14 protein-coding genes are annotated in these 12,366 nt (G+C 62.7%); 2 read left to right on the top strand and 12 right to left on the bottom strand.

Annotated elements, in window-relative coordinates; all coding sequences use genetic code 11:
- Positions 1-29: 29 nt before the first annotated feature.
- Complete coding sequence (locus tag AC06FB_RS09325) at positions 30-1,046, top strand: class 1 fructose-bisphosphatase (RefSeq protein ID WP_053516088.1); 1,017 nt, start codon at positions 30-32, stop codon at positions 1,044-1,046.
- A gap of 107 nt (positions 1,047-1,153) precedes the next feature.
- Positions 1,154-1,864, top strand: a complete 711-nt coding sequence (locus tag AC06FB_RS09320) for a 2OG-Fe(II) oxygenase (RefSeq protein ID WP_074902476.1) — start codon at positions 1,154-1,156, stop codon at positions 1,862-1,864.
- A gap of 710 nt (positions 1,865-2,574) precedes the next feature.
- On the opposite strand, the gene AC06FB_RS09315 is transcribed toward AC06FB_RS09320, so the two are convergent.
- The 12 genes from AC06FB_RS09315 to AC06FB_RS09260 form a co-directional block, all read right to left on the bottom strand.
- Positions 2,575-2,856, bottom strand: coding sequence for a hypothetical protein (locus tag AC06FB_RS09315; protein ID WP_262100984.1), 282 nt, complete (start codon positions 2,854-2,856; stop codon positions 2,575-2,577).
- A 245-nt stretch (positions 2,857-3,101) separates the two neighbouring features.
- Entirely contained in the window at positions 3,102-3,362 is a 261-nt protein-coding gene (locus AC06FB_RS09310; protein WP_478053613.1) for a hypothetical protein, read from the bottom strand.
- A 330-nt stretch (positions 3,363-3,692) separates the two neighbouring features.
- The gene (locus AC06FB_RS09305) at positions 3,693-3,911 is read right to left on the bottom strand and encodes a hypothetical protein (protein WP_128987638.1); all 219 of its coding nucleotides are present in this window, start codon (positions 3,909-3,911) and stop codon (positions 3,693-3,695) included.
- Between the two features lie 749 nt (positions 3,912-4,660).
- Positions 4,661-5,752 carry a PA0069 family radical SAM protein gene (locus AC06FB_RS09300; protein ID WP_478053612.1) on the bottom strand — a complete coding sequence of 364 codons (1,092 nt, stop codon included), beginning with the start codon at positions 5,750-5,752 and terminating at the stop codon, positions 4,661-4,663.
- Between the two features lie 77 nt (positions 5,753-5,829).
- The gene (locus AC06FB_RS09295; RefSeq protein WP_065182131.1) at positions 5,830-6,573 is read right to left on the bottom strand and encodes a pyridoxine 5'-phosphate synthase; all 744 of its coding nucleotides are present in this window, start codon (positions 6,571-6,573) and stop codon (positions 5,830-5,832) included.
- 9 nt (positions 6,574-6,582) lie between these two features.
- Complete coding sequence (locus AC06FB_RS09290; RefSeq protein ID WP_053517208.1) at positions 6,583-6,852, bottom strand: hypothetical protein; 270 nt, start codon at positions 6,850-6,852, stop codon at positions 6,583-6,585.
- A 40-nt stretch (positions 6,853-6,892) separates the two neighbouring features.
- Entirely contained in the window at positions 6,893-8,356 is a 1,464-nt protein-coding gene (gene cls / locus AC06FB_RS09285; protein WP_065182132.1) for a cardiolipin synthase, read from the bottom strand.
- 160 nt (positions 8,357-8,516) lie between these two features.
- The gene (locus AC06FB_RS09280) at positions 8,517-8,930 is read right to left on the bottom strand and encodes an ExbD/TolR family protein (protein ID WP_053517211.1); all 414 of its coding nucleotides are present in this window, start codon (positions 8,928-8,930) and stop codon (positions 8,517-8,519) included.
- A 3-nt stretch (positions 8,931-8,933) separates the two neighbouring features.
- The gene (locus tag AC06FB_RS09275; RefSeq protein ID WP_053517212.1) at positions 8,934-9,359 is read right to left on the bottom strand and encodes an ExbD/TolR family protein; all 426 of its coding nucleotides are present in this window, start codon (positions 9,357-9,359) and stop codon (positions 8,934-8,936) included.
- Positions 9,360-9,420: 61 nt separating this feature from the next.
- Positions 9,421-10,182 carry a TonB-system energizer ExbB gene (gene exbB, locus AC06FB_RS09270; protein ID WP_053517213.1) on the bottom strand — a complete coding sequence of 254 codons (762 nt, stop codon included), beginning with the start codon at positions 10,180-10,182 and terminating at the stop codon, positions 9,421-9,423.
- A gap of 92 nt (positions 10,183-10,274) precedes the next feature.
- Positions 10,275-10,943, bottom strand: coding sequence for an energy transducer TonB (locus tag AC06FB_RS09265; protein WP_053517215.1), 669 nt, complete (start codon positions 10,941-10,943; stop codon positions 10,275-10,277).
- Between the two features lie 143 nt (positions 10,944-11,086).
- Positions 11,087-12,280: a tetratricopeptide repeat protein gene (locus AC06FB_RS09260; RefSeq protein WP_128987818.1), complete on the bottom strand. Its 1,194-nt coding sequence runs from the start codon at positions 12,278-12,280 to the stop codon at positions 11,087-11,089.
- Between the last annotated feature and the right edge of the window lie 86 nt (positions 12,281-12,366).

Raw genomic sequence — 12,366 nt, 5'->3', positions numbered from 1 at the left:
GTTTTCCCGCTGCCGAGACCTGTCCGCCCATGTCCCGTACCTCGTTGACCCGCTTCCTGATCCAGGAACAGCACGCCGGCCGCATCAATGCCGACCTGCGTCAGCTGATCGCGGTCGTCGCCCGCGCCTGCACCAGCATCTCCATCGCCGTCAGCAAGGGCGCCCTCGGCGGCGTGCTCGGCGACGCCGGTACCGGCAACGTGCAGGGCGAGGCGCAGAAGAAGCTGGATGTCATCAGCAACGAGATCCTGCTCGAAGCCAACGCCTGGGGTGGCCACCTCGCCGCCTGCGCCTCGGAGGAAATGGACCACAGCCAGCCGGTGCCGGACATCTACCCGCGTGGCGATTTCCTGCTGCTGTTCGATCCCCTCGATGGCAGCTCCAACATCGACGTCAACGTCTCCGTCGGCACCATCTTCTCGGTGCTGCGCTGCCCGACCAACGTCGAACTGCCGGGCGATGACGCGTTCCTGCAGCCGGGCAGCAAGCAGATCGCGGCCGGCTACTGCATCTACGGGCCGAGCACCCAGCTGGTGCTTACCGTGGGCCACGGAACGCATGCCTTCACCCTGGATCGCGAGAAGGGCGAGTTCGTGCTGACCACCGAGAACATGCAGATTCCGGCGGCCACCCAGGAATTCGCCATCAACATGTCCAACCAGCGCCACTGGGAAGCACCGATGCAGGCCTATGTCGGCGATCTGCTGGCCGGCAAGGAAGGTGCGCGTGGCAAGAACTTCAACATGCGCTGGATCGCCAGCATGGTGGCCGATGTGCATCGCATCCTGACGCGCGGTGGCATCTTCATCTATCCGTGGGACCGGAAGGATCCGTCCAAGGCCGGCAAGCTGCGCCTGATGTACGAAGCCAACCCGATGGGCCTGCTGGTCGAGCAGGCCGGTGGTGCCGCCTGGACCGGCCGCGAGCGCATCCTCGACATCCAGCCCGACCAGCTGCACCAGCGCGTGCCGGTGTTTCTCGGCTCGCGCGAGGAAGTGGCCGAGGCGGTGCGCTACCACCACCAGCACGACGCTGCACAGGCCTGAGCGGCGCACCGCGGCCACGCTCATGGCAGTTCGATGACATGACCGTGGGGTGACACCGACGGCGGCAAACGGCACCATCAAGCCATTGCCGCCGAAGGAATGCACGCATGCACGAGCAGGGCCCGGTCGATTTCATCGAAGTCATCCACAACGCGGTGCCCACGGAGGTCTGTGCTGCCATCGTCGAGCGCCTGCGTGCCACCCGCGGCCTGATGCCAGGTGCCGTCGGCAGCGGCGTGTTCCCGGAACTCAAGCACAGCAAGGACCTGCGCATCAGCGGCCTGGAGGGCTGGCAGGACGTCGACGTACAGCTGCAGCAGGCCGTGTTCAAGGGCCTGCTGACTTATCTACGCCGTTATCCACAGGCGCTGATCGCACCGTTGATGTTGCAGATCCAGGACAGCGACGGTCAGCCGCGACGCCTGTCGGCCGAGGACTTCCCCGACATGCCGGAGCAGCAGTTGGCCGACCTGGCGCGCACCTGCCTGCGCCCGGGCGCGATCAACCTGCAGTGGTATGCCGCAGGCGAGGGCGGTTACCCGTACTGGCACTGCGAGCTGTACCCGAAGGATGCGCAGGCCGAGACGCTGCACCGGCATGTGCTATGGACGCTGTACCTCAACGATGGATTCGACGAAGGCGAAACCGAGTTCCTGTTCCAGGGCCGCAAGATCGCACCGCGTACCGGCAGCCTGCTGATCGCTCCGACCGCCTTCACCCACACCCACCGCGGCAACCGGCCGCAGGGCGGCGACAAGTTCATCGCGACGAGCTGGATCCTGTTCCAGAGTGCGCAGAAGTTGTTTGGGGGTGGGTGAGGCATCACTGATTTATTACCCCATCAGACGGTCATCCCACACCATATGGTGTGGAGTTCCAGTCGCAGCACCGACCGCAGTCCTGCCATGTTGGCAATCAATGCCCGGCGGCGGCAGATTCATCGCAACGAACTGGACCCCGCCCGGAATACGCAGAAGCTGTCAGTGGGGGGGCACCACCAGGAGCTACGTGCTTGGCGTGTGCGTTCGCCCATATCGCTCCGGTCGCCTGTCGGCGATGAGCACTTTGGCGTTCCGCGAATGGAAAAGCATGGTCGGCGTCCAAATGAGGCTGGCAAGGATGAGTGCTGCAGCTACCCATAGCCACTGTGCGGTCAAAATTCCCGCAACAAGGACAATCCCAATGGGCGCCACAGAAACCAAAGCGATTACGTAGCAGATTGCATATTTAACGTGGCCCAGCTCCGAAACGATTTCGGTTCCGCAGCTACTGCATTCGGTCCTTACCTTCTTCTCGATCGAACGGCGAAGCGGAAAGCCCTGCCTCGGAGCACCACAACTGGGGCATGAAAATTTGAATGGGGATTTCAATTGCATATCTCCTCTCCCACTACAGCCGCAGCCGCCAATGCGCCAGAATTGTTGTGTGCTGCTTTGATTGCAGAAGCGCGCAGAAGTAGTTCGGTACTGGGTGAGACGTCACGGACAGCCCCGAATATGTTCTGGCAGGTCTGTGATTCTGCCATTGCCTACTGGAGAGCCGTCGAGCAATACATGTCGCTGTTCCTGTTCGACTCCCAGTAGATCCCGCCATACAGCTTGACGATCCGCCCCTTGACGGTCAGCTCCACCGAGCGTGCCAAGCGGCCATCGCAGAACACCATCAGGCGGTAGTCGGTCTGCTGTCTGTCCATTTTCACTTGCCACTTGTTCTCTGCTGCCTGCTTCAAGAAGAATGCAGCGACCTGCTCTGGATCAGATTCGAGCTCAGCGTCGAAGACCACCGCCAGGAAGGTGACCTTCTGCAGCATCTGGACATCAGTCGGAGGGAATCCAGAAGGCAACACGAACGTCCTGGCAGCCCCGCGCAACTCTGCTTCCGTTGGCTTCCCATTCCAATCTCCGCCTCCTATCGAACGACCCATTGAGAGGTAGGTCGCACCTATCAGGACAGCCACCGCCACGTACAGCAGCGACCGGAAAAACGATTTGGTCTTTACCATCTACTTCCCCAACTGCCGTCTCTCTCCGAGATCGGACATGGCTCTGTTTTCCCTTATTTTTCCGCAGATAAAATCTTGCAGTTTGTCAGCGCAAGAATCGCGAAGAACGCCACCGTCATACCAATGAGCTCAAACTGAATTGAGTCCGGATGACGCTTGCAGGCTTCAAACGCAGGGACGTCCTCCACATGATCAAGGCACTCTCTGACAAGACGGTAGAGCGACGACGCCCTACTGTAGAAATAGACCAAGGCGCCGACACTCGTAGCCCTCGCCGTCAAAATAAGGATCTTTACAAAATTGGCATTATTCACATTTTTCTTCCAGATCCTGATTGATGTTTCTTCCATAGCTGGTGGTCGCAGCTTCCATGAATGCAGCCTATTGTCACCGCGATTGGGGTCTCATCTGGTCCATCCCGCTTGCATCGGCAGCTTTCGTCTTTCCGAAAAATTTAGGTAGACCGAAAGTGCAGACCGACAAGTCAGCCCCTGCTTCTGAGCGCTGCATGCGTTGTCAGAACCAACATCTCGAACAGTGCGTAGATTGCCCCCAGTGTCGCCAGATAGCTCCATCCGCTTCCGACGTTTGGACCACAGTATTCCCCGGTAAGGCAGTTGAAGAGATGTCGCAGGATCTGCAGCTCACTCCAGAGGGCTGCGCTGGTCACAACCAGCATCGATAAAAAGATCGCTCGATTCCCAGTCGCCTTGGCTCCGTTTCATTGCAAGCCTCCGCAGCTCCAGCCATGAACGGAGCGGGAGAGTAACCACTGCGCCAAGACCCACGAATCCCAGCAGATGGATGAGAGCGCTCAATAGCGAATTGCTCATTTTCTCTCCATGCAGTTGATGCAGCAGCATGGGCCGCATCTGGGGTCATCATGTGGAGGGCCTGATGAGGTCACTGCTGGTTGCAGAAGGCGATCCAACCGGCGATTAGCCGCAGGGCATTGATATGGCTCTCGAAGCCATGTGGATGCACGCACCGCTCCTTGCCCGCAATGTTGCCGTGACTACCGCCCATACCGGCTTCGACCGTATCAGTCCGAATCCACTGTCAACGATTCCCTTGTCGTCGAGAGCTTCCGAGTGAGCGCCGCCTGTACAGAATGACGGCTGCCGTCACTCCGAATATCGCCGTGCCAAGACCCACCACTTCCCTTGCCCCGAAGACTTCGCCTGACAGAAGTCTGCCAATAGTCACCACAAGGAAGTTCACCGGGAGCATCACAAGAAGCGCGATGCCAAGCCAGAAAAGCGCTTTCATAATGTTTGCTTTCCACAATCGCAGAGGCGAAGCAGGGTCCGTCACGTTGTCCTTTTACCCTCTGGTGGCTTCGTCCGCGTCTGACGACTTTGCACTTCCTGTAGCATATTTCGGATTCCTTTAGTCAAGCGAATGGAGCTTCATGCTCGCTTTCATTCCTTGTGTTGCCGGATCTGAAGTCGCTTTCGCCTGAACCGTGAGTTCAGGAGGAAGTGGATAGTAATCTGGAGTTCACACAGTTGAACAGAGCGATGTGCGCAGTCGCGATGTCGTATCCGTCGCCGAGGCGCAGATCGCGATCACGGTTTTCCCCACGCGTTCCGCAGTAGCCAGTGCCACTACTTCAGAACAACGACCCCTGAGGCGAATCCACCTTCGGCGGCAGTGGCTTCTGGAAGCGGCTGCAATCCAGTTTCGGCCAGTGGCTGTTCTGGGCGTCGAAGCCCAAGCGCTTGCGCGCCAGCTTGAAGCGGTTGTTCAACAGATCCGCATAGACCCCCTGGCCACGCATGCGCGTGCCGAAGCGGCTGTCATAGTCCTTGCCACCGCGCAGCTGCTGGATGGTGCTCATCACGTGCGCCGCGCGATCCGGATGGTGGGCGTCCAGCCAGTCGCGGAACAGCGGTGCAACCTCCAGAGGCAGGCGCAGCAGCACATAGCCGGCAGTGCGCGCACCCGCCTCGTGCGCCGCTTCGAGCACGCTTTCCAGTTCACTGTCGTTGATCCACGGAATCACCGGCGCGACCATCACGCCAACCGGAATGCCCGCCTCGTGCAGACGCTTCATCGCGCGCAGGCGCGCGTGCGGTGCAGAGGCGCGCGGCTCGAGCTTCGCCGACAGGCGTGGATCCAGCGAAGTCACCGAGAAATGCACGCTGACCAGGTTCTCTGCCGCCAGTGGCGCAAGCAGGTCGATATCGCGCTCGACCAGCGCGTTCTTGGTGATCAGCGAGAACGGATGCTTCGTCTCCAGCATCACCTCGATCAACTGACGGGTCAGCTTGAACTTGCGCTCGATCGGCTGATACGCATCGGTGTTGATGCCGAGCGCGATCGGTTGCGGGACGTAGCCTGGCCGGGACAGCTCCTTGCGCAGCAGCTGCGGCGCATTGGTCTTGGCAAACAGCTTGGTCTCGAAATCCAGGCCCGGCGACAGGTTCAGATAGGCATGCGACGGGCGCGCGAAGCAGTAGGAACAACCGTGCTCGCAGCCACGATACGGATTGACCGACTGGCTGAAGCCTACGTCCGGCGAGGTATTGCGGCTGATGATGCTGCGCGCGGTTTCAGCGCGTACCTCGGTGCGCAGGCGGGGGGCCGCGAACTCGTCGCTTTCATTCACGTCCCAGCCGTCGTCCACCGCCTCGCTGACGGTGCTCTCGAAGCGCCCGGCAAGGTGGGAGCTGGACCCTCGGCCTTTGATCGCGATACCCATGTGGGTAGCCTACGCCGCTGCCGTCTCAGCGGCTGCGACAACAGTATTGGTCCCGCCGGGCAGGGTCCGGCGCTACCTCAGAGCAGCGCCAGATAGCCCCGAACGGTCGCATCCAGCCCGTCATACAGGGCCTCGCCGATCAGTGCATGCCCGATCGAGACCTCCAGCACCTCCGGCACGTTCGCCAGGAAGTCACGCAGGTTGTCCTGCGACAGGTCATGGCCGGCATTCACGCCAAGCCCCACGGCCTGCGCGCGGCGCGCGGCCGTGGCGAACAGCGCCAGCATCGCTGCGGCGTCGCCTGCGGCGTGCGCTTCGGCATAGGGTCCGGTGTACAGCTCGATGCGATCGGCGCCGACCTCGGCCGCCTGTTCCAGCAACGGGTTGCCGGCATCGACGAACAGGCTGACCCGGCAGCCCATCGCCTTCAACTCCGCCACCAGCGGACGCAGGCGCTCGCCGTCGCGCTCGAAGTCGAAACCGTGGTCGGAGGTGATCTGGCCATCGCCGTCCGGCACCAGGGTGGCCTGCGCCGGACGCGTCTGCGCGCACAGCGGCAGCAGTCCCGGGTAGCCGTCGCGTGGCGGTGCGAAGGGATTGCCTTCGATGTTGAATTCGACGCCACGGACGCGGGTCAGCGTGGACAGCGCAAGCACGTCCTCGGCGGTGATGTGGCGTCGATCAGGTCGCGGATGCACGGTGATGCCATGGGCGCCGGCATCCAGGCAGGCCTGGGCGGCACGCACCACATCGGGTTCGGCACCACCGCGCGAATTGCGCAGGACGGCGATCTTGTTGACGTTGACACTGAGCTGGGTCATCGAACGGTACTACTTGGAAAGAGGGGACGGATCGTGTTCGTCGCGTTGATCCGCGCCACGGGCCTCGGCCTGCTCACGCAGGCGGCGCAGCTCGTCGGCATCGATCAGGGTTGAGGGATCACTCTGCAGATCACCGAACCGGGCCACGTAGCGGCCACGCACCCAGGCCAGCAGGAAGGCGAGGGCCGCCAGCAGCGCCAGCGCCATCAGCCCCGGGCTTGGGGTTTTCAGCGCGAAGGCGAAACAGCCCAGCGCCGGCAGCAGGTACAACCAGTACATAGTCAGGCTCCCCGGATGATCGCCGCAGTGTAGCGCCGCCTTACAGCAGCGGCGAGGCCAGGCGCGCGAAGGCCTCAGGCAGGCGTTGCAGCCACAGCGAGCGGGCCGCGGCCTGGTCGTGCACGCGGGTAGCGCGCTCGAACTCGGCCTCCAGCAGGCCCGCCAGGGCGGCGACCCGCTCGCGGTCGCTGATCATCATCGACAGTTCGAAGTTCAGGCGGAAGCTGCGATGGTCGAAGTTGGCACTGCCGACGATGCAGACGTCGTCGTCGGCGATGAAGGCCTTGGTATGCAGCATGCGGGGGCCGTACTCGTAGATCTTCACCCCGGCGTGCAGCAGCTCGTCGAAGTAGGACCGTGCGGCCTGGGTCACGAACCAGGAATCGCTCATCTTCGGCACCAGCAGGCGCACGTCCAGTCCGCCCAGCGCGGCCGAGGTCAGCGCCATCCGCGCGGCTTCGCCCGGCACGAAGTAGGGCGTGACCAGCCACACGCGCTCCTGCGCTTCCTGGATGGCCGCCACGTGGAGCCGGTGGATGGTCTCCCAGCCCGAGTCCGGGCCGGACACCAGCACCTGTGCGTTGATCGAGCCTTCGCCGCGGAGCGGCATGTCCGCCGGCCACATCCGCGCGATGTCGAAATGCGAGTGGTCCTGACCGCTGGCGTAGAGCCAGTCCTCTGCAAACACCAGTTGCAGGCTGCGGACCACGTGACCGCGGATGCGCATGTGCAGGTCGCGATAGGCGTTGGCGTTGCGGCTCTCATCCTCGTCATCGGTGATGTTGATGCCGCCGGTGAACGCGAGGCGGCCATCGACGATCACCAGCTTGCGGTGGGTGCGCAGGTTCAGCCACGGTCGCTTGAAGGGCTTCAGCAGCTGGCGGGGATGGAACCAGACCGCTTCACCGCCGGCGTCGAGCAGCGGCTGCAGGAAGCGTCGCGGCACCGCGGACGAGCCCACTGCATCGAGCAGCAGCCGCACCTGCACGCCGGCGCGGGCACGTTCGACCAGGGCATCACGCAGTGCGGTTCCGGCATGGTCGGGATTGAAGATGTAGTACTCCAGATGCACGTGGTCACGCGCCTGCGCCACCGCTTCCAGCAGCGCGGCATAGGTCGCCGCGCCATCGACCAGCCAGGTCACTTCGGTGGCACTGCTCGGCGCCAGTCCGGTGGTGGCCTGGGCGATCTTGGCCAGCTCGGTGCAATCGGCATCGGGCGGGCAGACGTCGCTGTAATGCTCCATCCCCGATCGCGCGCGGCCACGACGCAGGCGCTGCCGCTTCACCTTCTGCGGACCGAGCAGGTAATAGATGAAAAGGCCGAGGTAGGGCAGCAGGGCCAGCGACAGGATCCAGCTCAGCGTGGCTACCGGTTCGCGCTTCTGCAGCATGATCCAGCCCGCCAGCGCGAGCAGGTACAGCAGGTAGGCCACGGCCAGGATCGAACCCAGGTGGGCAATGCCATCAAGCCAGTGGCGGAGGGAGTCGAAGAGGGCGAGCATGCGCCGATCATAGCGGGCGCGTGAAGTCAGAGGGGGTCAGATCCCTTTTCCGCAGGGAAAGGGATCTGACCCCGTCGGGCTTCGCAGGCACAAAAAAAGACGCCCCTGTCTCCAGGGGCGTCTGCAGTCGCGTCATGACTGTTGTGTTGCGGTATTGCGTTTACTGCTGTACGAAGCCGATCTTCTTCATCTGAGCATTCTTCGCGGCAGCCAGAACCTTGGCCATCACGTCGTACTCGGAATCCGGGCTTGCATCGATCCGCAGTTCCGGCTGGTTGGTCGGGTCACGCTGGACCTCCTGTTCCATCCGCTGCTGCAGCTCGCTGGTGCTGATCGGGCTGTTGTTCCACGAGACCTGGTTGCTGGCGTCGATCTTCAGTTCGATCGGCGGCGGCGGTTCGACCAGCTGCGGCGGTGGGTTGAGCACGCGCTGCGGCAGGTCCACGGCGATCGGGTAGGTCATGATCGGCGCGGTCACGATGAAGATGATCAGCAGCACCAGCATCACGTCCACGAGGGGCGTGACGTTGATGTCGGCCATGGGGCCCTTGCCACCACCACTACTGAATGCCATGGCTTATTGCCCCTTTTCTTTGGTCGCGACGAAGCCGACGTCCAGCATGCCCTGCTCCTGCGCGACCTTGGTCAGGTCGTTGATGACGCGCATCTTGGTGGTGCGGTCACCACGCAGGTTCAGCGGCGGCTGCGGGGTCTGCTGGGCGGCGGTCGCCAAGCGCGACTCGAGCGTCTGCTTGGTGATTTCTTCGTCGTTCCAGTAGATCGAGCCGTCTTCCTTGACTGCCAGGGTGATCGGACCGGAGCGCTTTTCGGCGTCATCCGGATTCTGGATCAGGTTGGCTTCCGGCAGATCCACCTTGACCTTGTGGGACATCAGGGGCGCCGTGATGATGAAGATGATCAGCAGCACCAGCATCACGTCCACGAGGGGCGTAACGTTGATGTCGGCCATGGGGCCGCCGCTGTTACCACTACTGAAAGCCATAACGGGCTCCGTCTAGATCTTGATGACTACTTGCTTCGTCGCGGGTGGAAGCGCGCCGCAATCAGCGGACGCGCGAACCGGTGGCGAAGAAGTCGTGCAGGTCGTGCGCGAAGGTATCGAACTTGCTGATGGTCGCGCTGTTGATCTTGCTGAAGAAGTTGAAGGCGAACACGGCCGGGATCGCGACGAACAGACCGATCGCGGTCATGATCAGCGCTTCACCCACCGGGCCGGCAACGGCGTCGATCGAAGCGGAGCCGGTGGCACCGATCTTGATCAGCGCGCCGTAGATGCCCCACACGGTACCCAGCAGACCGACGAACGGAGCGGTCGCGCCGACGGTGGCCAGCAGGGTCATGCCCGACTGCAGCTTGTTGCTTTCGCGGGTGACGGCCTGACGCAGGGCGCGGTCGACGAATTCCGAACGGCTCAGGTTCTCACCCAGGCCACCGGTACCGCCGCCTTCAGCGCGCTGGTGGTGGGCAGCTGCCTGGGCAGCGTCCAGGGCGATCTTCGAGAACGGCTCCGAAGCCGGCTGCTCTTCCATCGCACGGATGGCGTCCTGTGCGTTCGGGGTGTCCCAGAACAGGCTGACGACGCGATCGGCAGCGCTCTTCAGGCGGGTGGCGCGGAAGATGTTGATGACGGTCCAGTACCAGGACATGGCCGACATGATCACCAGGGTCAGCAGCACGACCCAGGAAACAGCGAAATCACCCGGCTTGGTGGTCATTTCGTGGATCAGGTGCTCGAAGCCCATCTGCGACAGGGCGTTGGACGGATTGCCCCCGGCAGCAGCGGCGATGAAAATTTCCTGCAGCATGACGCTTACCTTTGTTGTGTGTGGTGATAAAGGGTGTAGCTAAGCTAAACAATCGAACCGGAGCGGGGGTGGCCCGAAGCCACCCGAACGCATCAGTTCAGCGCAAAGTTGACCGGGACGCGAACGCGACCTGCCGTCTTCTTACCGCCAGATTCAGCGGCGTTGAAGCGCCACTTGCGTGCTGCTTCCATCGCAGCACGGTCCAGGTCGCGGTTACGGCTGGACTTTTCCACCGTGACATTGGTGACGTTGCCGCTGGCATCGACATCAATGATCAGGATCACTTCACCCTGGATACCTGCGCGGAATGCTGCCGGCGGATAACGCGGGGGATTCATCGCCTTGGACGAGATGTCCACGCTGGCCTCGATCGACGCCGGCGGGCTTGGCGGCGACGGCGGGGTCGGCGGAGTGACGATATCGTTCGGACGCGGTTCCGGCACGTCCACGACCGGCGCCTGCGGCGGCGGCGGGACCGGCGACGGCTTCGGCGGCGACAGATTCTTCACCGGCGGCGGCGGAGTATCTGTCGGCGGCGGCGGCGGCGGCGGCGGGGGCGGCGGCGGCGGTGCGTCGACGATGGTCACCATCACATTGCGTTCCTTCTCCGCAGCGGCCTTGGGAGCCACGGCAGGGATCAGAAGCATCATGAAGGCGGCCAGATGCAGGGCGATTACAAACGCGATGCCGACGATGCGAGGCCAGCTCAGCCCCTTGTCATCGGGTTGTTCGTACCGGTGAACGACTAGTTGTTCCGTCATGCGCCAAGAGCTCAATAGTGGGGCCGGGATGCCGGGGGCGGAATCCCTGATCAGCGGTGCATGACACCGCAGGAACCTCCAAGCTTATACCAATCCTGAGCGCCTGCGCATCAACTGAGCAGGCGTTCAGGCGTTATTCCTACTTACTTCAGGTTGATGATTTTCTTGGCATCAGCCTGGTTCTTCACGCCCTTCGCCAGCGCCTGCTGGGCGGCCTGCTTGGCCTCGGGGACGCGACCTTCGGCATGCAGGACGCGTGCCAGGTTCAGGTAGGTCTCACCGTCCTTGGACAGCGGGGCGGCCTTCTGCCACGCATCGATCGCCTGCGGCACCTGGTCGGAGTAGTAGTAGGACTGGGCCAGCGCCAGGTAGACCTGGTAATCCGGCTTCAGGATGCCCTTCTGCAACCCTTCGTTGATGACCGCGATGACGTCCTTTTCCTTGTTCTCGGTGTTGGCATAGATCGAGTACAGCTGCTTGTACTCGCGCTCTTCGGTGAGCTGGCCGCTGCTGCGCAGCTTGTCCATCACCGCGGCGGCCTTGGGCATCTGGTCGGCCTGCATGTACATGTTGGCCAGGTTCAGCTGCGCCTTCTTGTCGTTCGGGTTCTTCGCCGCCAGGGCCTCGGCGGCCTGCACGGCTTCACCGGTCTGGCCGGCCTCGGACAGGGCGGCCATCAGCAGCTGGTTCCAGCTGTCCTTCGGCTCGGTGGAGCCGGCGATCGCCTGCTTCAGCACCGGGATCGCTTCCTGGTAGCGCTCCAGCTGGTACAGCGCCTGGCCCTTGGCGATCAGCTCTTCCGGCTTGGTCGACTTGCTCTCGGCGAAGTACTTGTCCAGGGTGGCCAGGCCTTCGGCGGTCTGGTCTTCCTGCAGCTGCAGCTGGCCCAGCATCAGCATCGACTGGAAGTGGCCGTTGTTGTCCAGGCCGTTGAACTGCAGCACCTGCTTCAGGTAGGCGATGGCGGCGGCAACGTCGTCGGTCTGGTAGGCGGCCTGCGAAGCCAGCTGCGCGGCCAGCGACTTGTCGTACTCGTTCGCGGCGCTGTCAGCCAGGATCGCGTCGGCCTGGGTGCGGGTCTCCGGGAACTTTTCCTTGTTGTAGCTGTCTACCAGTTTCTGCAGCTTGCCACCCATCTTGGCCGAGGACTTGGCCGCCGGCTCCTGGCGGGTCGCATTGGGGTACAGCGGTTCGGCCTTGGCCTGCTTGCTGCTGCCGCCGCGGTTGCCACGGTCGGAGGAACGCGAGGACTGCGCGAGCGCATCGGTGACCACGGCGCCGGTCAGGGCGGTCGCGACGAGGACGGAAAGCACAGCTTTGTGTTTACGGAAAATCATCGTTCACCTCGATCGAACCGCCGGATAGCGGCAAAGTCGGACTGTCAGAAAAATCTGAGCCGCCAAACGTATCAGAAACAGATGGC

It is taken from the genome of Stenotrophomonas sp. Steno-C15 (assembly GCF_056393265.1).
The sequence above is the reverse complement of the archived record's forward strand: the minus strand, read 5'-3'. Positions and strand labels throughout refer to the sequence as shown.

Bases quoted from the DNA above. Each gene is read 5' to 3' on its own strand.
- cls (WP_065182132.1), bottom strand. From the start codon at position 8,356: ATGCTCGCCCTCTTCGACTCCCTCCGCCACTGGCTTGATGGCATTGCC.
- AC06FB_RS09260 (WP_128987818.1), bottom strand. From the start codon at position 12,280: ATGATTTTCCGTAAACACAAAGCTGTGCTTTCCGTCCTCGTCGCGACC.
- AC06FB_RS09295 (WP_065182131.1), bottom strand. From the start codon at position 6,573: ATGACCCAGCTCAGTGTCAACGTCAACAAGATCGCCGTCCTGCGCAAT.
- AC06FB_RS09300 (WP_478053612.1), bottom strand. From the start codon at position 5,752: ATGGGTATCGCGATCAAAGGCCGAGGGTCCAGCTCCCACCTTGCCGGG.
- AC06FB_RS09290 (WP_053517208.1), bottom strand. From the start codon at position 6,852: ATGTACTGGTTGTACCTGCTGCCGGCGCTGGGCTGTTTCGCCTTCGCG.
- AC06FB_RS09265 (WP_053517215.1), bottom strand. From the start codon at position 10,943: ATGACGGAACAACTAGTCGTTCACCGGTACGAACAACCCGATGACAAG.
- AC06FB_RS09320 (WP_074902476.1), top strand. From the start codon at position 1,154: ATGCACGAGCAGGGCCCGGTCGATTTCATCGAAGTCATCCACAACGCG.
- AC06FB_RS09325 (WP_053516088.1), top strand. From the start codon at position 30: ATGTCCCGTACCTCGTTGACCCGCTTCCTGATCCAGGAACAGCACGCC.
- AC06FB_RS09315 (WP_262100984.1), bottom strand. From the start codon at position 2,856: ATGCTGCAGAAGGTCACCTTCCTGGCGGTGGTCTTCGACGCTGAGCTC.
- AC06FB_RS09275 (WP_053517212.1), bottom strand. From the start codon at position 9,359: ATGGCTTTCAGTAGTGGTAACAGCGGCGGCCCCATGGCCGACATCAAC.
- exbB (WP_053517213.1), bottom strand. From the start codon at position 10,182: ATGCTGCAGGAAATTTTCATCGCCGCTGCTGCCGGGGGCAATCCGTCC.
- AC06FB_RS09280 (WP_053517211.1), bottom strand. From the start codon at position 8,930: ATGGCATTCAGTAGTGGTGGTGGCAAGGGCCCCATGGCCGACATCAAC.
- AC06FB_RS09305 (WP_128987638.1), bottom strand. From the start codon at position 3,911: ATGCTGCTGCATCAACTGCATGGAGAGAAAATGAGCAATTCGCTATTG.